Origin of the sequence: Pseudomonas sp. ICMP 561 (assembly GCF_002699985.1) — a bacterium.
Classification (GTDB): Bacteria; Pseudomonadota; Gammaproteobacteria; order Pseudomonadales; family Pseudomonadaceae; genus Aquipseudomonas; species Aquipseudomonas quasicaspiana.
The window spans coordinates 319,483-340,258 of the sequence record NZ_LKBT01000056.1; the positions used below are offsets into that span (position 1 = coordinate 319,483).

The 20,776-nt window shown below is 59.1% G+C and carries 21 protein-coding genes; 19 read left to right on the forward strand and 2 right to left on the reverse strand.

Translation table 11 applies throughout. From position 1 onward, the window contains the following. The first annotated feature begins 7 nt into the window (after nt 1-7). The 9 genes from AO242_RS25315 to AO242_RS25355 all read left to right on the forward strand — a co-directional run bounded on the left by AO242_RS25315 (nt 8) and on the right by AO242_RS25355 (nt 7,513). Entirely contained in the window at nt 8-445 is a 438-nt protein-coding gene (locus AO242_RS25315; protein ID WP_080238180.1) for a GspH/FimT family pseudopilin, read from the forward strand. Further along, entirely contained in the window at nt 442-819 is a 378-nt protein-coding gene (locus tag AO242_RS25320; protein WP_095098758.1) for a type II secretion system protein, read from the forward strand. Before AO242_RS25315 ends, AO242_RS25320 begins: the two co-directional genes overlap by 4 nt. After that, on the forward strand, nt 816-1,436 hold the full coding sequence (locus tag AO242_RS25325; protein ID WP_099270839.1) for a prepilin-type N-terminal cleavage/methylation domain-containing protein: 621 nt from the start codon (nt 816-818) through the stop codon (nt 1,434-1,436). Before AO242_RS25320 ends, AO242_RS25325 begins: the two co-directional genes overlap by 4 nt. Then, nucleotides 1,433-2,167 carry a type II secretion system protein GspK gene (locus AO242_RS25330; RefSeq protein ID WP_095098762.1) on the forward strand — a complete coding sequence of 245 codons (735 nt, stop codon included), beginning with the start codon at nt 1,433-1,435 and terminating at the stop codon, nt 2,165-2,167. The genes AO242_RS25325 and AO242_RS25330 overlap by 4 nt, the downstream gene beginning before the upstream one ends. Next, nucleotides 2,164-3,237, forward strand: a complete 1,074-nt coding sequence (locus AO242_RS25335; protein ID WP_099270840.1) for a type II secretion system protein GspL — start codon at nt 2,164-2,166, stop codon at nt 3,235-3,237. Before AO242_RS25330 ends, AO242_RS25335 begins: the two co-directional genes overlap by 4 nt. Continuing rightward, on the forward strand, nt 3,212-3,865 hold the full coding sequence (gspM, locus tag AO242_RS25340) for a type II secretion system protein GspM (RefSeq protein WP_027900813.1): 654 nt from the start codon (nt 3,212-3,214) through the stop codon (nt 3,863-3,865). Before AO242_RS25335 ends, gspM begins: the two co-directional genes overlap by 26 nt. Then, a complete protein-coding gene (locus AO242_RS25345) occupies nt 3,862-4,386 on the forward strand; it encodes a general secretion pathway protein GspN (protein ID WP_099270841.1) in 525 nt (174 codons plus the stop codon). Before gspM ends, AO242_RS25345 begins: the two co-directional genes overlap by 4 nt. Continuing rightward, nucleotides 4,387-6,726 (forward strand): type II secretion system secretin GspD, encoded by a 2,340-nt coding sequence (gene gspD / locus AO242_RS25350; protein WP_176560696.1) that lies wholly within the window; start codon nt 4,387-4,389, stop codon nt 6,724-6,726. It begins immediately after the preceding gene. A 61-nt stretch (nt 6,727-6,787) separates the two neighbouring features. Beyond that, a complete protein-coding gene (locus AO242_RS25355; RefSeq protein ID WP_099270843.1) occupies nt 6,788-7,513 on the forward strand; it encodes an alpha/beta hydrolase in 726 nt (241 codons plus the stop codon). A gap of 447 nt (nt 7,514-7,960) precedes the next feature. Here AO242_RS25355 and AO242_RS25360 read toward each other — a convergent pair whose 3' ends face one another. After that, nucleotides 7,961-9,859: a sigma 54-interacting transcriptional regulator gene (locus tag AO242_RS25360; RefSeq protein ID WP_099270844.1), complete on the reverse strand. Its 1,899-nt coding sequence runs from the start codon at nt 9,857-9,859 to the stop codon at nt 7,961-7,963. Between the two features lie 239 nt (nt 9,860-10,098). Here AO242_RS25360 and AO242_RS25365 point away from each other — a divergent pair, with 239 nt between their 5' ends. The 7 genes from AO242_RS25365 (at nt 10,099) to AO242_RS25400 (ending at nt 16,155) form a co-directional block, all read left to right on the forward strand. Beyond that, entirely contained in the window at nt 10,099-10,581 is a 483-nt protein-coding gene (locus AO242_RS25365) for an MSMEG_0572/Sll0783 family nitrogen starvation response protein (protein ID WP_027900808.1), read from the forward strand. A 179-nt stretch (nt 10,582-10,760) separates the two neighbouring features. Beyond that, nucleotides 10,761-11,729, forward strand: a complete 969-nt coding sequence (locus tag AO242_RS25370; protein WP_099270845.1) for a Nit6803 family nitrilase — start codon at nt 10,761-10,763, stop codon at nt 11,727-11,729. Then, nucleotides 11,716-12,798: an MSMEG_0568 family radical SAM protein gene (locus AO242_RS25375; RefSeq protein ID WP_099270846.1), complete on the forward strand. Its 1,083-nt coding sequence runs from the start codon at nt 11,716-11,718 to the stop codon at nt 12,796-12,798. The genes AO242_RS25370 and AO242_RS25375 overlap by 14 nt, the downstream gene beginning before the upstream one ends. Before the next feature lie 27 nt (nt 12,799-12,825). After that, a complete protein-coding gene (locus AO242_RS25380; RefSeq protein ID WP_099270847.1) occupies nt 12,826-13,386 on the forward strand; it encodes an MSMEG_0567/Sll0786 family nitrogen starvation N-acetyltransferase in 561 nt (186 codons plus the stop codon). Then, nucleotides 13,379-14,407 carry a sll0787 family AIR synthase-like protein gene (locus AO242_RS25385; RefSeq protein WP_099270848.1) on the forward strand — a complete coding sequence of 343 codons (1,029 nt, stop codon included), beginning with the start codon at nt 13,379-13,381 and terminating at the stop codon, nt 14,405-14,407. The genes AO242_RS25380 and AO242_RS25385 overlap by 8 nt, the downstream gene beginning before the upstream one ends. A 1-nt stretch (nt 14,408) precedes the next feature. After that, nucleotides 14,409-14,729, forward strand: a complete 321-nt coding sequence (locus AO242_RS25390; RefSeq protein ID WP_099270849.1) for an MSMEG_0570 family nitrogen starvation response protein — start codon at nt 14,409-14,411, stop codon at nt 14,727-14,729. 136 nt (nt 14,730-14,865) lie between these two features. Further along, a complete protein-coding gene (locus AO242_RS25400; RefSeq protein WP_099270850.1) occupies nt 14,866-16,155 on the forward strand; it encodes an MSMEG_0569 family flavin-dependent oxidoreductase in 1,290 nt (429 codons plus the stop codon). Between the two features lie 124 nt (nt 16,156-16,279). On the opposite strand, the gene AO242_RS25405 is transcribed toward AO242_RS25400, so the two are convergent. Continuing rightward, entirely contained in the window at nt 16,280-17,281 is a 1,002-nt protein-coding gene (locus tag AO242_RS25405; RefSeq protein WP_373562257.1) for a DUF4917 family protein, read from the reverse strand. A 168-nt stretch (nt 17,282-17,449) separates the two neighbouring features. On the opposite strand from AO242_RS25405, the gene AO242_RS25410 reads away from it, so the two are divergent. From AO242_RS25410 to AO242_RS25420, 3 genes are all read left to right on the forward strand, one after another. After that, a complete protein-coding gene (locus AO242_RS25410; RefSeq protein ID WP_176560697.1) occupies nt 17,450-18,181 on the forward strand; it encodes a GntR family transcriptional regulator in 732 nt (243 codons plus the stop codon). Nucleotides 18,182-18,377: 196 nt separating this feature from the next. After that, a complete protein-coding gene (locus AO242_RS25415; RefSeq protein WP_099270852.1) occupies nt 18,378-19,667 on the forward strand; it encodes an MFS transporter in 1,290 nt (429 codons plus the stop codon). Between the two features lie 87 nt (nt 19,668-19,754). Beyond that, nucleotides 19,755-20,594: an amidohydrolase family protein gene (locus tag AO242_RS25420; RefSeq protein ID WP_099270853.1), complete on the forward strand. Its 840-nt coding sequence runs from the start codon at nt 19,755-19,757 to the stop codon at nt 20,592-20,594. The last annotated feature ends 182 nt before the right edge of the window (nt 20,595-20,776 follow it).

The window sequence follows — 20,776 nt, forward strand, 5'->3', positions numbered from 1 at the left end:
ACCGATCATGAACAGTCGTGCTGCAAGCCGTGGTTTTACCCTGATGGAAATGCTGGTGGTCATCGTTTTGATGAGCATCGCCATTGGCCTGGTAGGGTTCGGTTTACAGCAGGGTCTGAGTGCGGCCAAAGAGCGTCAAACCGTCGGGCAAATGGTCAACGCGTTACGCGCGACGCGGGTCAAGGCGATTGTCACCGGGCAACCGGCGCGTACCGTTTTTGATCTCAGGTCGAAAGCCTTCCAGGCCCCGGACCAGCGTATTCATCACTGGCCGCCGGAGTTGCAGGTGACTTTGCAGACGGCTGCGGAGATGGGCTCGACTGTCGAGTTCTACCCGGACGGCGGTTCCACCGGCGGCAACCTGACTCTGGTTAATGGTGACCGGCGCTGGCGCATCGACATCGGCTGGCTGACCGGCAGCGTGCAGTCCAAGGCGTTGCCATGAGCGGCGGCAGCCAGGGTGGTTTCACCTTGCTGGAAATGCTTGCAGCGCTGACCGTGATGGCGGTATGCAGCAGCGTGTTATTGGTGGCCTTTGGGCAGAGTGCGCGGTCTTTGCAACAAGTATCTCAAAGTGATCGCCTGACACATGCGGCGCGTACGATTCTGGATCAGGAAGCCGCGGGTCCACTGGAAAGCGGTACACGGCAAGGCGTTCTGGCGGGCGACATCAGCTGGCAGCTGGATATCCAGCAGATGCCGGGACGCAACGGTCAGGCACGGATGTTCCGGCTGGACCTTGACGTACGTGAGCATCAGCGCCGGGCACAGTTCAGTACACTCAGGTTACGTGGCGCAGTCACCGGAGCCGGATCTTGAGACCGGCCCAGCGTGGCTTCACGCTGCTGGAAATCATGTTGGTGCTGAGCCTGCTGGGTGTATTGCTCGTTCTGGTGGGCGGCGCGATGCTCGGTGCCAACCGGGCCGTGCTCAAAGCCCAGCGTTACACCACCAGCCTGGACGAGATGCGTGCGGCGCAGAATTTCCTCCGAGATTCCATTGGTCAGGCATTACCGCTGGACAGTTCGGAAGACGACAGCGAAAGTAGCGGCTTTTTTGTCGGCTCAAGCCAGCGCCTGCAATTTGTTGCCACGTTGCCGGGGGAGCTGGGCGGCGGGATTCAGCTGCACACTCTTGAGGTAAAGGATCGGGAGTTGCAGGTCGCTTTCGCGCAGATTCTGAGCACAGCCGATGGCACCACTTCCAGACCGTGGGGCGACCCGCAGGTGCTGGCGCGTAATGTTGAGTCGTTGAGTTTGAGCTACCGGGGGGTCACACCCAAAGGTGAGCCCACTGGCTGGATGGCCGATTGGCCCTGGCCAACGCGCCTGCCGCGAGCGGTGCGGATCGACGCTAAGCTCAACGGCCCGGTGCCATGGCTGACTGAAGTAGTGGCGCTGCGGCTGGATTTGTCTGGTGGAGCGGGCGGCCAATGAGGGCGGTACCCGATAAACAGCGCGGTGTCGCATTGCTGCTGGTGTTATGGGCTTTGGCGCTTCTTAGCCTGTTACTCGGCAGTCTGGCCAGTTGGGTGCAACTGGAAAGTCGCCAGGCATTGTGGGCCCGGCAACACACTCAGGCGCATTTGGCAGCAGAGGCTGGTCTGGCGATGGCAGTCAAAGGTTTGAGCGATCCGCTGGAACGTAAACGCTGGATCGCCGATGGCCGGGAAGTTGCATTGCGCTTTGATGATGCGCAGTTGCGGATCAGGGTGCGCAGCGAGCGCGGCAAGCTGGATTTGAACAGTGCAGTGGCGGGTGACATTGCCCGTCTGGCCCAGGCTTGCGGTGCCGGGAAAGATCAGGCTGCGGCCATGGCCCAGGAGATTGAAAGCCGTCGCGGTTCGGGTTCGCCGCCGCTGCGGGTGATTGAAGAAGTCAGGCAATTACCGGGCATGACTCAGGCGTTGTATCGCCAGATGCTGCCGGAAGTGACCTTGTGGAGTGGGCTGGACCGACCTGAACCGGCTTTTGCATCGCCGTTGTTGCGGCGGGCCTTGAACCTGCCAAACCAGAGCGCGGTGGGTAGCGATCCGGGTGAAGTATTGATGATCGAAAGTTACGCGCAACGCCCCGGCGGTTTCCATGCCGAGCTACAGACCACTGTTTTATTGAGCCCATCGGAGGGAAGCGCACAGCCTTATCGGGTCCTGCGTTGGCAAGAATGAATCGACTATTTTCAGCGCGGCAGATGACCTTGCCTGCGCCCTTACTGGCCCTTGCCGAGCGTATCGCCCAACAGTGGCGCGGCAGCCTGCTGCAACGCGGCTGGCAATTGTGGCTGGCGGAACTGCGGGCCTGCATGCCCGAGAAACTGCAGCGGCTGTTGATTCACGACACGCCGGAGCACTTGCATGCCTGGCCGTTGGTGGGATCGTTGCCGGTCCTGCCTGCAAACGTACAACAGGTTTTACTGCTGCCGCCGTCAATGGTGCTTGTGCAAAGCCTGCAACTGCCTCTGGCCGCTGCCCGGGACCTGAACACCGTGGTTGGTTATGAACTGGACCGATTTACGCCGTACGATGCCTCGCAGCTGTACTTTGTTGCCCGGCAGGACAAGCGCAGCGGCGCCTTTATTCATGTCACGCTGGTAGCGATTCTGCGCGAGCGGCTGGATGCGATTCTCAATGAATGCGCAACCCTCGGCTTGCAGCCGCACGCTGTGGATGTGGGCAGTGATCACGCGTCCCGCCTGGGTGTTGACCTGCTACCCGCCCCGTTGCGTCCTCGGCAGAAAAGCCATGGTCTGGGCCTGCAACGCAAACTCCTGTGGCTGTGCGGCGGCCTGTTGATCGTCGCCATGTTTCTCTGGCTCAACAGTCGCCAGCAATTGCTGGAAGAAATGCAAAGCACCGTCCAGGCACAAAGAGCCCAGGTCGCGCAGATTCAGAAAATCCGTCAGCAACTGACCAATACCCGCGGTGCCGCCAGTTACCTGATCCAGCGTAAAGCCGCGCAGCCGACGTATGCATCGCTGCTCAGTGAACTCACGGCTTGCCTGCCGCGTGACACCTGGATCGACCAACTGGAAATCACCGACAGCGCCGAAGTTTCGTTTTCCGGGCAAAGCGCCAAGGCCAGCGCCCTGATTGCCCGGGTGAAAGATTGCCACAGTCTGGACAACGCACAATTTCAGGGCGTCATTCAGCCTGACCCACAAACCGGCAAGGATCGTTTCTCGCTGCGCGCCCATTTGCATCAGGAGGCCGCAAATGCGCCGACCACTGACCAGCCGTGAACGTCGCGGTGCCGCGCTGATCGTATTGGCGCTGGTGCTGTGCTTCGCCTATTGGCTGCTGATCGACAGCTGGTTCGCCGGGCCGCTGCGTGAAATCGATGCTCAGGCCGACCAGCTACGTGAGCAGCAACAGCGCTACGCGGGCTTGCTGAGCCAGGGCAACACGCTGAAAAAGCAACTTGAACAGGCCCGTAACGATCCTGCCAGCAGCACCAGCCTGTTGCCCGGAGATGATCCCAGCGCCGTGGCTGCCGATTTGATGCAGCGCATCGCCGACCTGATCAACAGTCACGCGAGCACCGGTGGCGGCTGTGCATTGACCCAGCGCATGCCGATCACTCCGGAACAGGACAGCGCCGAGCCGTACCGCCAGGTCAAAGTCAGCCTGACCCTGGAGTGCGCCATCGAGCCATTGACCGCTATCCTGCACGAGCTGGAATACCAGCGACCGTTTCTGTTCGTCGATGAAATGAGCGTGCGCCGTGGTGCCGATGCGCCGGTTAAAGGCGGGGCTGGCAAGCTGGTCGCACACTTACTGGTCCGTGGTTATCTGCAACCGGCAGGCGTTGAAGTTGAAGAGGCATCCGAAGCTCAAGACGCGCCCGAAACTGAAGAGGATGCCCAATGATCGGTTCATTGCGCTCCACCGAATGGGGCTTGCTCGGTCTGGCGGCCGTTCTCGGTCTGGTCATTACCGCAATTGTCAGCGGCGCGGCCAATTCCCCGGACTGGTTGCCGGCACAAGCTCCGCGTTCGCAAAATGACAAAGCCGGAAAATCGCTTGTCGCCCCGAGCGCCACGCTGCAAAGCCTTGCGCAAACCTGGCAGGCCCCGCTGTTCAGTACCGACCGCACGCCGGATCGCTCGGTTGGAAAAGCTCAGGCATCCAGTCTCGCGGGACTGACGTTGACCGGGATCATGATCGACGGCGAACTGCGGGTTGCCTTGATCAAACGTACTGACGGACCACCATTGAAAGTGCACCAGGGCGAGTCGCTGCCCAACGGCTGGAAGCTGGAAAAGCTGACCCCCATGCAAGCCGATTTTTCTTCCGGCGGTCGCACTCAAAGCCTGGCGCTGCGTGCGCTGCGTTTGCCGCCGCCGTCTAAAACACCACCGATTTCTCTTCCTCGCGAGTCCACCCAGTAAATGGCTACTTCTTCAGGCGTTCGTCAATTCCCTCGCTTGCGCACTCCCATGTTGTGCCTGGCCACAGCTGTCGCCCTCGGCGGCTGTGCCACAGCGCCCAACAATTACGATCAAGACAGCGACATGTTGCGCGAGGCCCTGAACGGCACCGGCTCGCAACGTCCGCCGGTTGATCCGCGCAGTGAGCAGGTTCCGCAGGAAGCGTCGCAGCCTCAACCCGCCACAGCGCCTACCCGGCAGTTGATCCGTGGCAACCAGCAATTCGTGCGCAAGCCGACGTCCGCGTCGCCATCTTCAGCGCCTGCAGGTCGTAACGCTGAAGTCGGTGACATCGTTTTCAACTTCACCAACCAGCCCATCGAAGCCGTAATCAACAGCATCATGGGCGACCTGCTGCATGAGAACTACAGCATTGCTCAAGGCGTTAAGGGTGAGGTGAGCTTTTCGACCTCCAAGCCGGTAAACAAGCGGCAAGCGCTGTCGATCCTCGAGACGCTGCTCTCCTGGACTGACAACGCCATGATCAAGCAGGGCGATCGCTACGTGATTCTGCCCGCCAATCAGGCGGTCGCGGGCAAGCTTGTGCCGGAAATGACCGTATCCCAGCCCGCAGCCGGCATGTCGGCGCGGCTGTTCCCGCTGCGCTATATCTCGGCTACCGAGATGCAGAAACTGCTCAAGCCGTTCGCCCGGGAAAACGCCTTCCTGCTGGTTGATCCGGCACGCAACGTATTGAGCATGTCGGGTACGCCGGATGAACTGGCCAACTATCAGGACACCATCGACACTTTCGACGTTGACTGGCTCAAGGGTATGTCAGTAGGTGTGTTTGGTTTGCAGCGCGCCTCGGTTGGCGAGCTGATGCCAGAACTGCAAAAAATGTTCGGCCCCGACAGCGGCATGCCGTTGGCGGGCATGGTGCGTTTCCTGCCCATCGAACGGACCAACTCCGTGGTGGCGATTTCTTCGCAGCCGGAGTACCTGCGTGAAGTGGGTGACTGGATCCGGACCATCGACGAGGGTGGCGGCAACGAGCCGCAAATGTACGTCTACGATGTGCGCAACATGAAAGCCACCGACCTCGCCAAATACCTGCGCCAGATCTACGGTAACGGCGCGATCAAGGATGACTCTGCGGCCAAGGTTGCACCGGGTCTGCGCACCCGCTCGCTCTCATCATTGAGCTCAGGTGGCACCTCCAATGGCATGAACAACAGCACCGGCGGTTTCGGTGGTGTGGGCGGCATGGGCAGCAACAGCAGCGGCATGGGGATGGGCAACAACCAGAACCAGGGCATGGGCAGCGGCGACGAAGAGCAGGACAGCGAAAGCAGCGAAGAAAACCTCGACAGCGAATCCGACACCAGCGCGGAGCAGGGCGGCGGTACCGGCAACACGCCCAAGGGCATCGATGCCAGCACCCGTATCACTGCACAGAAGAGCAGCAACCAGTTGCTGGTCCGTACCCGCCCGGCGCAGTGGAAGGAGATCGAAGCGGCCATCAAGCGCCTCGATAACGCGCCGCTGCAAGTGCAGATCGAAACGCGGATTCTCGAAGTCAATCTGACCGGCGACCTTGATCTGGGAGTGCAGTGGTACCTGGGCCGTCTGGCGGGTAACACTGGCACCACCAACATCAATAATGCCTCTGGCAGTCAGGGCGCATTGGGCGGCGGCGGCCTAGGGGTTCAGAACTCCTCGCTGTTCTACTCGTTTGTCAGCAGTAACTTGCAAGTCGCCCTGCGTGCCCTGGAAACCAACGGCCGCACCCAGGTGCTGTCCGCGCCATCTCTGGTGGTGATGAACAACCAGCAGGCGCAGATCCAGGTCGGCGATAACATCCCGATCAGCCAGACCACGGTCAACACCATCAACTCCGATACCACCCTGAGCAGCGTCGAATACGTGCAGACCGGTGTGATTCTGGATGTGGTACCACGGATCAATCCGGGCGGTCTGGTGTACATGGACATCCAGCAGCAGGTCAGTAATGCGGACACGTCTACTATCACCGATACGCAGGCCAATCCGAGCATTTCGACCCGTTCGGTGTCGACTCAGGTTGCCGTACAAAGCGGCCAGACAGTGCTGCTAGGCGGTCTGATCAATCAGAACAATTCCGAGACCACCAGCTCGATACCGTATCTGGGCAAGATTCCCGGTCTGCGCTGGTTGTTCGGCACTACCAGCAAATCCAAGGCGCGCACCGAGCTGATCGTGCTGATAACGCCACGTGTGATCACCAGCAGCAGCCAGTCCCGTCAGGTGACGGATGATTATCGTCAGCAAATGCAGTTGCTGCGTCCGGAAAGGGTCAGCCACACCGGCATCGACGATTGATCCTTACCCCCCACTTAGCGCTGTCCTGAAGACAGGCAGCGCTCATCCGAGGTCTTGATTAATGTTGAAAGTGTTTGCCTTCATGTTGTTTGCCATGTGCGGGTTGGCTCAGGCCGGGCAGCCATTGTTGCGTGATCTGCCTCTGGCTTATGTGGAACAGGCCAGCACTGAAGTCAAAGACAAGCCGCTGGTCATCTTTTTACATGGCTACGGTGGCGATGAAACCAACCTGCTCAGCTTCACCTCGCTGATGCCGAGTGATTACAACTACCTGTCGGTGCGGGCGCCGATGAACGCAAGGGAGGAGGGCTATCAGTGGTTCACCCCGAAGCGGGATTCTGCCTATTACGACGGCGTAACGTCGGACCTTGAAAGCAGCGGGCAATTGCTGAAGCAGTTCATTGAACAGGCGACGAGCAAATACCAGACCCAGCCGTCAAAGGTCTTTCTGGTGGGCTTCAGTCAGGGTGCCATGATGAGCTACGAAGTGGCGCTGCGTGATCCCGGTCTGGTTGGAGGCTTTGCAGCGTTGAGTGGCCACATGCTGCCGGTGCTCAAGGCGGAACTCAAGCCTGATCCGGCGCTGCGCAAACTCGCGGTCTTCATCGGCCACGGCACAGCCGACACACTGATCCCGGTGCAGGGCTCGAGCGATGCCGAGTCGTACCTGAAAGCGTTGGGGCTCAAGCCGCAATACCACGCCTATGCCCGGCTGCCTCACGGTGTGAACGAGACCGAGGTCAACGATTTGGCGGGTTGGCTGGAGAAGGTCGTTAACGCTCGTTGACGGATTCATTGCAGCGGATGTCGCCGGCGCAGCGTCTGGTCTCCTACCGTGTGGCGCGAGGTGTCAGGTAGGAGGCAACTTGTTGGCGAGAGGGCTTGATGGGGTGATTCAGGTCTACCGCTTCGCGAACAAGTTCGCTCCTACCGGTTTGCGCTGGATCAGGTAGGAGGCAACTTGTTGGCGAGAGTGCTTGGTGCGGTGATTCAGGTCTACCGCTTCGCGAACAAGTTCGCTCCTACCGGTTTGCGCTGGGTCAGGTAGGAGGCAACTTGTTGGCGAGAGGGCTTGATGAGGTGATTCAGGTCTACCGCTTCGCGAACAAGTTCGCTCCTACCGGTTTACGCTGGGTCAGGTAGGAGGCAACTTGTTGGCGATAGGGCTTGATGCGGTGATTCAGGTCTACCGCTTCGCGAACAAGTTCGCTCCTACCGGTCCGGGCTTGGATCCCTAAACGATGATATCCAGCCGCTTCAACCGCGACGCCAATGTCGTCGGTTTCAAACCCAGCAACTCTGCTGCACCTCCCTTGCCGAACAACTTGCCATTACAGGCCTTGAGTGCCGCCTGCATGTTGCTTCGTTCCAGTTCTCTCACTTGAGCGTCGGTCATGATGCTCGTGGCGGGAAGCAGGGCAGGGGCGGCTTCGGTTCTGTTGGGCTCGTCTGGCAGGTCCATATTCAAATCCGCACCGTGAGAGGTGATCAGCGCTCGTTCGATAACGTTCTGCAACTCACGGATATTGCCGGGCCATGAATAGCGTTGCAGGCGCTCGATGTCACTGTTGCGCAACCGACGACCCGGCATGTTCAGGCGTTTGGCGGTCTGTTTGAGGAAGTGCGCAGCCAATGGCGCAATGTCCATCGGCCGCTCGCGCAGGGCCGGGGACTGGATAGGAAAGACGTTAAGGCGGAAGTACAGATCCTCGCGGAAATGTTTGGCGGTCACTTCCTGACGCAAGTCCCGGTTAGTCGCGGCGATGATTCGCACATCAACCTTGCGCGTGCGTTCTTCGCCGACGCGCTCGAACTGGCCTTCCTGTAGAACTCGTAACAGTTTGCTTTGCAACTCCAGTGGTATCTCGCCGATTTCATCAAGGAACAGAGTGCCGCCATCCGCCAGTTCAAAACGTCCGACACGGTCACGAATCGCTCCGGTAAACGCACCGCGAATATGGCCGAAGAACTCGCTTTCAAACAACTCGGTGGGAATCGCCGCGCAGTTGACCCTGATCAGCGGGTTGGCACTGCGTCGACTGGCCTGATGGATCGCCCGGGCAATCAATTCTTTGCCGGTGCCGGATTCGCCATTGATCAACACGCTGGCGTCGGTCGGCGCCACGACGTCGATCTGTTTGATGATTTTCAGGATCGGCTCGCTCTGGCCGACGATTTCCCGAAAGTTGTGTTCGATGTGGATTTCTTCCTGCAGATACGCGTTTTGCTCTTCAAGGCGCTGCTTGAGCACCTTGAGCTCTTCGAGCGCATTGTGCAGCTGGTTCTCCGTGGTCCGCCGCTCGGTGATGTCGCGGAATACCACCACCGCACCTGCAATTCGACCATCGGCAATCACCGGCGTACTGGTGAATTCCACCGGGAACGAGCTCCCGTCTCGGCGCCAAAAGACCTCCTGCCGACCCTCATGAACCACACCATCGCGTACCGCTTTATAAATCGGGCAGTCTTCCACCGGGTAATGGCTACCGTCGGCGTGGGTGTGATGGTGAATGCGGTGGATGTTCTTGCCGATCATGTCTGCCGGTTCCCAGCCCAGCATGCGTGCGCCAGCCGGGTTGACGAAGGTCGCCAGGCCATCGGTGTTGATGCTGTAAATACCGTCTCCGACGGCGCTGAGCAGCAACTGGTTATCGCGCTCGGTTTCCTGAAACAGGTTGAGAATGTTGCGCCATTCCAGCAGCCCGCCGCGCATGGTGCGCTCGGTGTGGGCCTGATCACGCTGGTATTTTTCATGACTGGCTTCGCGCATCACCAGAATCAGCTGCGGGTTGCCTTTGACCTGCAGAATGGTCGCCGACAATTCGAGCTCTATGCGCTCGCCGGTCTTGCAATTGCAGCTCAGGTCTTCGGTCCAGCCACGTCCTTTATTCATGACGGCTTGAGTAAAGACGATCAGGTCGGCCAGTTGATGACCGAACAGCTTGCTGACCGGCAGTTCCAGCAGTTCCTGGCGCGGATAGCCGAGCAGCTTGCAGGCCGCCACGTTCAGGTCGCCGAAGCGATCCGCCACGGGGTCGAGCAGGGCGATGGCCTCGGCGCAGTGCTCGAACACCATGTGCCGCGAAGAATAGGCCAGGTCGGCCCAGCCGGTCAGTGAATCTGGCTCGCTCATTACGAAATCTCGTGATCCAGCGCTACGAAGATTCGTATTTCTACGGGAATGCGTGATCCGGCGATAGGCTCAGATAGGTCCGTAAAAACCGGATCAGATCTTAATCTTTTTGATAATCAGTGGCTTAGCCAGCATACGAACAACATTTTTATTTTTGGCACGGCGTTCGCTCTTGTCCTGTTGTCACCCCGGCGTTTTCGAGCCGCTGATAAAAACATGACTTACTGGAGAACGACGATATGCCAAGCGTGGACATTGCTCACTATCAAGACGGCGACTTCCTGGTCAATTACGAAGAAAAAGTCTTCGAGGACGTCAAAGCCGAACCGGGCGAAAAAGCCCTGCTCACGTTTCACACCATCGCTTTCGAAGGTTCTATCGGCCTGGTCAACATGCTCCAGGCCAAACGCCTGCTGCGCAAAGGCTTTGAAACCAAAATCCTGTTGTACGGACCCGGCGTGCAGCTGGGTGTGCAGCGTGGTTTCCCGACGCTGGGTGCAGAAGCCTTCCCCGGCCATCTGGCGGTGAACAATCAGATCAAAGCGTTCATGTCCGAAGGCGGCGAAGTCTACGCCTGCCGCTTCGCCTTGCAGGCCCTGTACGGCCAGACCGAAAAAGCCCTGATTGAGGGTATTCGTCCCATCAACCCACTGGACGTCATGGACCTGCGCCTGCTGATGCGCCGCGAGGGCGCGATGATTATCGATACCTGGACGGCGTAACAGAACACGCGGTGCCTGCATGGAATGCACCTGTGGGAGCTGGGCTTGCCCGCGATAAACGATAACGCGGTGTACCTTCAAGACGCGTCTCATGCATCGCGGGCAAGCCCGGCTCCCACAGTTGGATCTCATTTCAAATCAGTTTCATGAAAGCCGCCAAAATTTTCAGGACCTCCCAAATGACCACCATCCGCGCCGCCGCCGTTCAGTTCAGCCCGGTGTTGTACTCCCGGGAAGCCACTGTTGCCAAGCTCTGCACAACCTTGCTGGCGCTGGGGCGCGAAGGTGTGCAGTTCGCGGTTTTTCCGGAAACCGTGGTGCCGTATTACCCCTATTTTTCCTTCGTCCAGCCGCCATTCGCCATGGGCAAGGAAAACCTGAAACTCCTTGAACAGTCCGTCACGGTGCCTTCCGACGTGACCCGGCAGATCGGTGAGGCCTGTCGTGAGGCAGGGATCGTCGCGTCTATCGGCGTCAACGAGCGCGATGGCGGCACGATCTACAACGCGCAGTTGTTATTCGATGCCGACGGCACGTTGATTCAGCACCGTCGCAAGATTACCCCGACGTATCACGAGCGCATGGTCTGGGGGCAGGGCGACGGCTCCGGCTTGCGTGCCGTGGACAGCGCGGTCGGCCGCATCGGCTCGCTGGCCTGCTGGGAGCATTACAACCCGTTGGCCCGCTATGCCTTGATGGCCGACGGCGAGCAGATTCATGTGGCGATGTTCCCCGGCTCATTGGTAGGGGACATTTTTGCCGAGCAGATCGAAGTCACCATCCGCCATCACGCCCTTGAGTCAGGCTGCTTTGTAGTCAACGCCACAGCCTGGCTGGACGCTGATCAGCAGGGGCAAATCATGCAGGACACCGGCTGCGGTCTGGCGCCGATTTCCGGCGGTTGCTTCACGGCCATTGTGTCGCCGGAAGGCAAATTGCTTGGCGAGCCGCTGCGTTCGGAGGAAGGCTGGGTGATTGCTGATCTGGATCTGGCTCTGATCGACAAGCGTAAACGCATGATGGATTCGGTGGGGCATTACAGCCGCCCGGAACTGCTCAGCCTGCTGATTGATCGCACGCCCACCGCGCATGTGCACGAGCGCGCCGCTCAACTCAAAACCGAGGAGCTTGCCCATGCAGACCAATGAATTGCTGGCCGAGTTGCAATGCCAAGGGGTGCGCTGGCCCGCCGCGCAGAACGGTCTGTCGCGGCAGGGCGGAGCAGGGCCGTCGGACCACAAGGCGCTGAGTTTCGGCAGCAGGACCATGATGGTGCCGATCCTCAATCAGGCCTCTCAGGATTCTCCGTATCAGGCGCAACCCAGTGAAGATGGCAGCCAGGCGCTGATCTTTCGCCAGGGTCTGCAGGTCGGTCAGGTACAGATGCCGGGCGTGCCGAAGTTCTACGGGTTGAGCACCGATGACGGTATTCCTTACTGGAAAATCGCCACATTGCACAGCAGCGATGTGCTCGCAACGACTGTGCTGCAGCATTGCATCCGCTTCAATGATCGCGGCACTTCATGTCAGTTTTGCGCAATCGGCCAATCCCTGGCGGCGGGTAAAACCATTGCCCGCAAGCGTCCGCAGCAACTGGCTGAAGTGGCGAAAGCTGCAGTCGAACTGGACGGCGTCAAGCACATGGTGATGACCACCGGCACGCCACAAACGCCTGATCGCGGCGCAGCGATTCTGTGTGAGTCCGCCGCTGCAGTGACGGCAGCAGTTGATCTGCCGATTCAGGCGCAATGCGAGCCGCCCGACGAAGACGCCTGGTTCATGCGACTGCGCGACAGTGGTGTGGTGTCGTTGGGCATGCACCTGGAGGCAGTCACTGACGAGGTTCGTCAGCGGATCATGCCCGGCAAGGCCGAAGTGCCCCTCACGCGTTATTTCGAAGCCTTCAGCGCGGCGGTCGAGGTGTTCGGTCGCGGTCAGGTCAGCACCTACATCCTTGCCGGACTGGGCGACAGCGAAGCGGCGATCACCGAGATGAGTGAGCGCTTGTGCGAATTGGGTGTGTATCCGTTCGTGGTGCCTTTTGTACCGATCGACGGCACGCCACTGGCCCGTCATCCCAAACCCGACAGCGCCATGATGTCCCGCTTGTATCCGCAGATTGGCGCGAGCCTGCGTCGTCACGGTTTGCATTCCGAACAGATCAATGCCGGTTGCGCGAAGTGTGGCGCGTGCTCGGCATTGAAGAACTACGAGTAAGCCGGTTTACCCAAGGGAGAAACGCTCATGTCCAGTCTTGCCTTTGCTCTTGTCGACAGCACGTTCGAGCCTTTTCGTGCCGGTGAACTGTTGGTTAAACCGGCCACCGAGCACTGGGAAAAACAGGCGTATTACGCGTTGCGCCGTGCGGTGTTCTCCGATGAGCAACAACTGTTGGCGCAAGACAAGGACGGTCACGACTTTCAGGCGATCGCGATTGTCGCGTTGGCCGGTAATTGCGGCATGGCCGATCAGGTGGTCGGCGCGGTACGGATTTACCAGCCCGAACCTGGCGTGTGGTTTGGCGGACGTTTGTGCGTTGCGCCGGCCTACCGACGCCACAGCATGATCGGCAAGGCACTGGTCAATGAAGCGGTGTCGCGAGCAAAGGATCTGGGCTGCGAAATCTTTCACGCCACTGTGCAAACGGCGAACGAACTGTATTTCCAGGCGCTGCACTGGCAGACACTGAATCACCTGGAGTTACTCGGCCAGCCTCATTGCCTGATGCAGGCCGATTTGACGCGCTACCCATTCATGCCGCGTCAGGTATCGCTTCGTACCTTGCAGGCGGCTCGCCATGCGTGAGATCAACGATCTGCCAGCGCTGCTCGGACTGTTGCGAAACACCCCGGCGATGCTTTCCAAGCAGGCCATTCAGCAGCCGGCCGCGGTCATCGGTAAAGCGGACAAGGTAATGACTCGTGCCGAACTCTACGCCTTGCCCGGCGACGACACGGCGGCCATCGCCTGCGGTGAGCATTATCAGTTGTTGGCGATTGAAGGCATGTTGCCCGGATTCGTCAGCGCCGCCCCGTGGTTCGCGGGCTGGTCGGCAGTGATGGCCAATGTCAGCGATATCACCGCCATGGGCGGTCGGGCCACAGCGGTGGTCAACGCGTATTGGCACCATGATCAAGACGCCGCCCAGCAAGTGTTGGCCGGCATTCGCGCCGCGTGTGAGGCCTACGGTTTGATGCTGGCGGGCGGGCATACCAGTCTGGCCAACGGCAATCCGACTGCGCTGGCTGTGGCGATTACCGGGGTCGCCAGCAAGTTGCTTTCCAGCCTGCATGTCGCGCCGGGGCAGGTGATTGCCATGGCGGTGGACCTCGAAGGTCACTGGCACGCGGACACGACCTATTGGAAAGCGTTCGAGGGTGTCCCGGCCTCACGGCTGCGCAGCAAGCTGGACGTGTTGCCGCGTCTGGCCGAAGCGCAGTTGCTGCATGCCGCCAAGGACATCAGCAACGCCGGGGTATTGGGCAGCCTGCTGATGCTGCTGGAGGCCACCGGTTGTGGTGGGCATGTGGATTTGAGTGCGCTGCCATGCCCGCCGGATGCTGATCCACAGCGCTGGCTACAGGTTTTTCCCAGCTACGGCTTTCTCATGACCCTTGATGAAAGGGACTGGCTCAGCGTGCAGGCCGCCTTTGCATTTGAAGGGCTGTGTTGCGAGCGAATCGGTCAGGTCAACGCCAGTGCCGCGCTGACGGTGCAGGCCGGTTCGCAACACGCCGAGTTCTGGAATCTTGGCGAGCAGGCCTTTACCGGCTTCAGTTACGCCCATCTTGATCTGTCCTCATTGACCATCCCACAGGAGCACTGACATGCCCGCTGTCAATTTCACCATTCGCTGGCCCAACGGCAAAGAAGCCTCCGGCTATTCACCTTCGACGGTGATTTACGACCACTTGCAGGAAGGCGCCAGTTACCCGCTGGCCGACTTTCTGGAACGCATCGAAGGCGGCCTCAACAATGCCTCGGAGCGGGTCAAGCAGGTCAAAGGCTTCTACTGCAGCTCGGCGATGGACACCCTCAACTCCCTGAAGGGCCAGGCCATGCGTCAGGAAGACGGCGCTGTGGAGGTTATCAGTATGCGCACCGAAGGCGGCGGGCGGGTGCCCAGCTCGGGGTGGAGTTCTTTCTGACTTTGTTCTGTTGGAGCGAGGCTTGCCCGCGAAGAACGATGACGCGTTCTGTCTGATGTATCTCATCGTCCGATTCGCGGGCAAGCCTCGCTCCAACAGATACCAAACATAGCCCACACTTTATCCCGGAGCCCCCATGCCCAACCCTCTCACGTCAATCAAACCACCCCATCACAGCGTGATCATCGTCGGCGGCGGTCAGGCCGGTTTGTCTGCCAGCCATTATTTACAGGCCCACGGCATTGATCATCTGGTGCTGGAAAAAAACAGCCTGACCCATACCTGGCGCACTCAGCGCTGGGATGCTTTCAGTCTGGTCACGCCCAACTGGCAATGCGCATTGCCTGGGTATCGCTACAGCGTAGAGCACCAGGGCAAGGATCCCCATGGCTTCATGACCAAGGATCAAATCAACGAGTATCTGGCGGGGTTTGTCGCGTCGGTGAATGCGCCCGCGCTTGAGGGCGTGGCGGTGCAGCGCGTGGTACCACGCGTTGGCGGCGGCTTTGAGGTGCACACCTCTCAGGGCGAGTTCACGGCCGATCAGGTGATCGTCGCGTCGGGCGGCTATCACACGCCGATCATCCCGCGTCTGGCTGAGCGGGTATCAGCGCAAATTACCCAGATTCACTCCGAGCAATACCGCAACGCCGAGTCGCTGCCCGAAGGCAATGTGTTGGTGGTGGGCTCAGGGCAGAGCGGGGCGCAGATTGCCGAAGACCTGCACCTGGCCAGGCGCAAGGTCTATCTGGCCGTAGGCGATGCACCCCGTTGCGCGCGTTTCTATCGCGGTAAGGACGTGGTCGACTGGCTGGCCGAAATGGGCTACTACGAAATCGGTGTCGACACGCATCCGCTGCGTGAAGGCGTGCGCGACAACACCAATCATTACGTCACGGGGCGTGACGGTGGTCGCGATATCGACCTGCGTCGTTTCGCGGTCGAGGGCATGGAACTGTTCGGACGCCTGCAAGGCTTGAAGGGCAACACGCTGACGTTTGCCAATAACCTCAAAGACAGTCTCGACAGCGCTGATGCGGTCTATAACCGGATCAATGGCTCCATCGATAAATACATTCTGGAGCACGGCATCAATGCTCCAGCCGGTGAGGTTTATTCGCCGCAATGGACGCCTGAGCAGGAGCGCACCGAACTGGATCTGAACGCGGCGGGTATCACCAGTATTGTGTGGTGTATCGGGTTTACGCCTGACTTCACTTGGGTTGAAGCCCCGGTGTTCAATGGTCGCGGCCATCCCGGACACAAGCGAGGTATCACCGCACAGCCGGGCCTGTACTTCCTCGGCTTGCCGTGGCTGCACACCTGGGGTTCCGGCAGATTTTCCGGTGTGGCGCGGGATGCGGAGTATCTGGTGGAGCATATCGCCGCAGAGTTGGCGCCGGTGCGGCGGGCGGGGGCGCGCTAGGCTCTCGATTGAAGTTCTGTTGGAGCGAGGCTTGCCCGCGAAGAACGATAACGCGGTGGATCAGACGCACCGCGTTATCGTTCTTCGCGGGCAAGCCTCGCTCCCACAGGAGTAAGCATTACAGTCAGGCTTTCACCAAAAAATCCGCACTGCCCAACGGATGACTTTTCGCATCGAAAAAGCTCAGTTCGATATCCAGATCACCCAACAACCCGATGTAATGCCGCTTTTGAAACTCGATAAACGCTTCACTGCGCGGCAGGACAGAAATCGCGATCCGCTTCGGCCGGGCCTGACGGATCGCAGCGATGATATGCGCATCCTGCTTGCCCAGTGCATGGCCGAAAATGCACAGCGCATCGCCATGCTGTGCCAATTGCCCATGACAGAACGACAGGTAATCCGACGTCCGGATGAGCTTCATTTTTTCAGCGCTGGTGCCTTCGCTGATGAACAGCGGCACATCGTCCAGGGCATTGATAGCGAAGCTGCCCAGCAGCGAGCTTTCCGATGACAACAGCTTGCGCACGGTGCCGTCGAGGTTCTTCACCAGATGCATGCCGCCATGCAGATACAGCACGCGGGTAGCAGTAGCGCGTGTTGCATGCAGATTGAACGTCGCGTCATCGTTGAAAAGATCGTCGAAGTATTCCGGCGCATGCATCACCGCCCAATAGGCCAGCAAATCATAGTTGCTTGAATACACGGTCGCGTAGCGTTGCAACTCGGTGTTCATCCGCGCAAGAGTGTTGGCCTCGATCAGTTTCCACGGAATATGCACCGAACGAATGGCGTGGATCAGCGCTTCCTTGATGGCGAAGTAGCGATTGCGCGGCGATGACGAACTGATGGTCAACGCAGCGTTGACCCGCATGGCTGATTTCAGCGCGGCCAGCACCGGTTCGAAATTGCTGGTTTCCATGGCGCTGAACACCGCCAGTTCAGTGCGACTCATGGGGTTGCTGCGAGTAGTCTGGGACAGGTCGAACAGCGAGTCGTATGCGAAGTTCTTCCAGACGGCAAGACTCGCCCCGTTACCCATCAATAGCCCCCAGCTTTCGTCATGGGCGTTTCGCAGGTCGTTCCAGTCAGCCAGTCCGGCATCCATTTTCGTCAATTGCATCATCTCGGTTCACTACACATTCAAAGATCACCCTTTGCTTGAGCGATAGGGCTAAACGCCGATCATCTTATAGAACGGGGCGAAAAAATGTCGTCTGGTTGCCTTGACGGTCCTGATGATCGAGACAATACTTCGTCTCACATTCATATAGATGACTAGATAAATAACAATATGAACAAATTATCCAGTGATGAGCGTTTACCTCTTTATCAACGTCTGCGGGATCAGTTGGCCGAGCAGATTGCCAATAATCGTTGGCGTCCAGGCGAGGCGATTCCTACCGAAGCGGCACTGTCCAGCGAGTATTGCCTGTCCACCGGCACGGTCCGCAAAGCCATCGACATGCTGGTTGCCGACAATATTCTCGAGCGTCAGCAGGGCCGCGGAACATTTATTCGTCGTCCGCAGTTTGAGTCCTCGCTGTTCCGCTTCTTCCGTTTCCAGTCCGCTGCTGGCGCCCGTCAGGTTCCGGAAAGCCGAATCCTGTCGATTGAGCCAATGACCGCGCCGTCAGCCGTCAGCCAGGCATTGGGTCTGGTTCCTGACTCGCCGGTGATTCGCATGGTGCGTCTGCGTTTGCTTGAAACACAGCCCATGCTGGCGGAAGAAATCTGGCTGCCACAGGTTCAATTTCAGGCGTTGCTGGACAACGACCTGCAGCGTCAGGGGCCGTTGCTGTACCCGATCTACGAAGCATTGTGCGGCCAGGTAGTCGCTTATGCCGAAGAGACCCTGACGGCCGAGGCGGTCAGTGATGTGCATGCGCGTCTGTTGCAGATTCCCGCCAAGAGCCCGGTGGTGGTGATTGAACGTCTGGCGCGCAACTACGCCGGCGAACCGCTGGAGTGGCGTCGTTCGCGTGGGCATGCCAGCCATTTCCGTTACAGCGTGGAAATCCGCTGACGGTTCGTTCGCAGCTTTTTATCAAAAAAACGCAATGGCCTGGATTGAAAGCGGGGCGCCAGGTGGGAGCGAATTCATTCGCGAAAGGCATTTACATCCGGTGAAAATTTGTCGGCTGGAATATCGGTTCGCGATGAATTCGGTCCTGCATGGCTCATCTAGCGGTTCCGGGTAAATTCTTATAAGGACAAAAACCATGTTCAGTTGGTATCGCCAAGTCACTCCTCGTGAGCGCAAAACGTTTTGGGCCTGCTTCGGCGGCTGGTCGCTGGATGCGCTGGAAGTGCAAATGTTCGGTCTGGCAATTCCGGCACTGATTGCCGCCTTTGCCTTGACCAAGGGCGATGCCGGGTTGATCAGCGGTGTGACGCTGGTGACCTCAGCATTGGGCGGCTGGGTCGGCGGTACTCTGTCGGATCGCTATGGCCGGGTACGCACCCTGCAGTGGATGATTTTGTGGTTCTCATTCTTCACTTTTCTATCGGCGTTCGTCACTGGCTTTAACCAGCTTTTGATCGTCAAGGCCCTGCAAGGCTTCGGCATCGGTGGCGAGTGGGCGGCCGGTGCGGTGCTGATGGCGGAAACCATCCAGTCCAAATACCGCGGCAAGGTCATGGGCACCGTGCAGAGCGCATGGGCTGTAGGTTGGGGGCTGGCGGTGCTGGTGTTCACTCTGATTTACTCGCTGGTGCCGCAGGATATTGCATGGCGCGCGATGTTCCTTGTCGGTCTGTTGCCATCCCTGTTGATTATCTGGGTACGTCGCAACGTCGAAGAACCGGACAGCTTCCAGCGTCAGCAAAAAGACAAGACCACGCCGAAAAGCTTCTTCAAGTCCATGGCCGGGATCTTCCGCCCTGAACTGCTGCGGGTCACTCTGCTGGGCGGCATCCTCGGGCTGGGCGCACACGGTGGTTATCACGCGGTGATGACCTGGCTGCCGACGTTCCTGAAAACCGAGCGCAACCTGTCGGTATTGAACTCGGGCGGTTATCTGGCGGTAATCATTGTTGCCTTCTGGTGTGGGTGCGTGGCCAGCGGCTTCCTGATCGACCGTATCGGTCGGCGCATGAACATTTTGCTGTTCGCTATCTGCTGCGTGATCACGGTGCAGTGCTATGTGTTTATGCCACTGACCAACACGCAGATGCTGTTCCTCGGCTTCCCGCTGGGCTTCTTTGCAGCCGGTATTCCGGCCAGCCTCGGTTCGTTTTTCAATGAGCTGTATCCGGCAGATGTGCGCGGCGCAGGCGTTGGTTTTTGCTACAACTTCGGCCGCGTGCTGTCGGCAGTCTTCCCGTTCATGGTCGGTCACATGAGTGAGTCCATGTCGTTGGGCACAGCCATCGGTATCGACGCCGGTATCGCCTACGGCGTGGCAGTGATCGCCGCGCTGTGCTTACCCGAAACCCGTGGCCGCAGTCTGGAGGCGGCCACACCTGAAGCCGATGGGGCTCAAGGACGTGAAGCCCCGCAGCAAGCCTGATCCGATGTCTGATTGAGCTTCTGATTTGCAGCAGATCCACGCGCGGTGGGTATGGTATCCGCCGCGCCTTCTTGATAGATGAGCTCCATGCCTGACTCCCGCACTTCCCCGATCATCGGTATCGATGGCCACGCCCATGTATTCAGCAGTGATCTGAACCTGACGGCGGGTCGCCGTTACACCCCGGACTACGACGCCACCCTTGAGGCCTACCTGCAGCAACTTCACGACAATGGCCTGAGCCACGGCGTGTTGGTGCAGCCGAGCTTTCTCGGCACTGACAATGAGTATCTGCTGGCCGCGCTCGCAAAGGCTCCTGAGCAATTGCGTGGTGTCGCGGTGGTTGATGTTGATATCAGCTGCGAAGCGCTTCGGCAGATGGACGAGCAGGGCATCGTCGGCATTCGTCTGAACCTGATGGGCAAGCCTTTGCCTGACTTCACCGAGTCCGCGTGGAAGCGTCTTCTCGATGAAGTTTCAGCGCTGGGCTGGCACGTGGAGTTGCATCGTGGGGTAGACGATATTCCAACTCTGATTCGAGGCCTGATGCCGTTTGGCTGCAAGATCGTCGTCGATCACTTTGGCCGTCCTGAAGCGCCGCTCGGGGTTGACCATCCGGCATTTAAGGCCCTGCTGGAATGCGGTTTGAGCGGTCGGGTGTGGGTCAAGGTTTCGGCGATTTATCGCCTGGGTGGCAGCGCCGAGCAAAACGCCGGTTTTGCCAGGGCAGCCATGCCCTTGCTGATCAAGTGCTTCGGTATGAATCGTCTGGTCTGGGGCAGTGACTGGCCGCATACGCAGCACGAGAGTAAAGTTGATTTCGCTCGGGTCATCGGCCAGTTGCAGGGGCTGGGGTGTTCCTGGGCTGAACTTCGTGGCTTGCTGGTTGATGCGCCGCGGGTGTTGTTTGGTTTTTCGGTGCCTTGAAATACCGCTGCCTTCCGCAGCCTTCGGCAGCTCACATCAAACAAACTACAACCCTCTGATGATCTGTAGGAGCGCGCTCAGTGTTCCTGACACAGCGCTGTCGCGCAGCAAACACGGACCCTGTAGGAGTGACCGGGGTGGCGATCCACATTGCTCGCGATTCGGCCTGTCAGTCGATGAAT

What these genes read in the sequence shown, in the direction of transcription:
- AO242_RS25410 (WP_176560697.1), top strand. Translation starts at nt 17,450, where the DNA reads ATGAACAAATTATCCAGTGATGAGCGTTTACCTCTTTATCAACGTCTG.
- AO242_RS25330 (WP_095098762.1), top strand. Translation starts at nt 1,433, where the DNA reads ATGAGGGCGGTACCCGATAAACAGCGCGGTGTCGCATTGCTGCTGGTG.
- AO242_RS25380 (WP_099270847.1), top strand. Translation starts at nt 12,826, where the DNA reads ATGTCCAGTCTTGCCTTTGCTCTTGTCGACAGCACGTTCGAGCCTTTT.
- AO242_RS25320 (WP_095098758.1), top strand. Translation starts at nt 442, where the DNA reads ATGAGCGGCGGCAGCCAGGGTGGTTTCACCTTGCTGGAAATGCTTGCA.
- gspD (WP_176560696.1), top strand. Translation starts at nt 4,387, where the DNA reads ATGGCTACTTCTTCAGGCGTTCGTCAATTCCCTCGCTTGCGCACTCCC.
- AO242_RS25370 (WP_099270845.1), top strand. Translation starts at nt 10,761, where the DNA reads ATGACCACCATCCGCGCCGCCGCCGTTCAGTTCAGCCCGGTGTTGTAC.
- AO242_RS25405 (WP_373562257.1), bottom strand. Translation starts at nt 17,281, where the DNA reads ATGATGCAATTGACGAAAATGGATGCCGGACTGGCTGACTGGAACGAC.
- AO242_RS25375 (WP_099270846.1), top strand. Translation starts at nt 11,716, where the DNA reads ATGCAGACCAATGAATTGCTGGCCGAGTTGCAATGCCAAGGGGTGCGC.
- AO242_RS25315 (WP_080238180.1), top strand. Translation starts at nt 8, where the DNA reads ATGAACAGTCGTGCTGCAAGCCGTGGTTTTACCCTGATGGAAATGCTG.
- AO242_RS25415 (WP_099270852.1), top strand. Translation starts at nt 18,378, where the DNA reads ATGTTCAGTTGGTATCGCCAAGTCACTCCTCGTGAGCGCAAAACGTTT.
- AO242_RS25420 (WP_099270853.1), top strand. Translation starts at nt 19,755, where the DNA reads ATGCCTGACTCCCGCACTTCCCCGATCATCGGTATCGATGGCCACGCC.
- AO242_RS25345 (WP_099270841.1), top strand. Translation starts at nt 3,862, where the DNA reads ATGATCGGTTCATTGCGCTCCACCGAATGGGGCTTGCTCGGTCTGGCG.
- AO242_RS25355 (WP_099270843.1), top strand. Translation starts at nt 6,788, where the DNA reads ATGTTGAAAGTGTTTGCCTTCATGTTGTTTGCCATGTGCGGGTTGGCT.
- gspM (WP_027900813.1), top strand. Translation starts at nt 3,212, where the DNA reads ATGCGCCGACCACTGACCAGCCGTGAACGTCGCGGTGCCGCGCTGATC.
- AO242_RS25335 (WP_099270840.1), top strand. Translation starts at nt 2,164, where the DNA reads ATGAATCGACTATTTTCAGCGCGGCAGATGACCTTGCCTGCGCCCTTA.
- AO242_RS25400 (WP_099270850.1), top strand. Translation starts at nt 14,866, where the DNA reads ATGCCCAACCCTCTCACGTCAATCAAACCACCCCATCACAGCGTGATC.
- AO242_RS25365 (WP_027900808.1), top strand. Translation starts at nt 10,099, where the DNA reads ATGCCAAGCGTGGACATTGCTCACTATCAAGACGGCGACTTCCTGGTC.
- AO242_RS25390 (WP_099270849.1), top strand. Translation starts at nt 14,409, where the DNA reads ATGCCCGCTGTCAATTTCACCATTCGCTGGCCCAACGGCAAAGAAGCC.
- AO242_RS25360 (WP_099270844.1), bottom strand. Translation starts at nt 9,859, where the DNA reads ATGAGCGAGCCAGATTCACTGACCGGCTGGGCCGACCTGGCCTATTCT.
- AO242_RS25385 (WP_099270848.1), top strand. Translation starts at nt 13,379, where the DNA reads ATGCGTGAGATCAACGATCTGCCAGCGCTGCTCGGACTGTTGCGAAAC.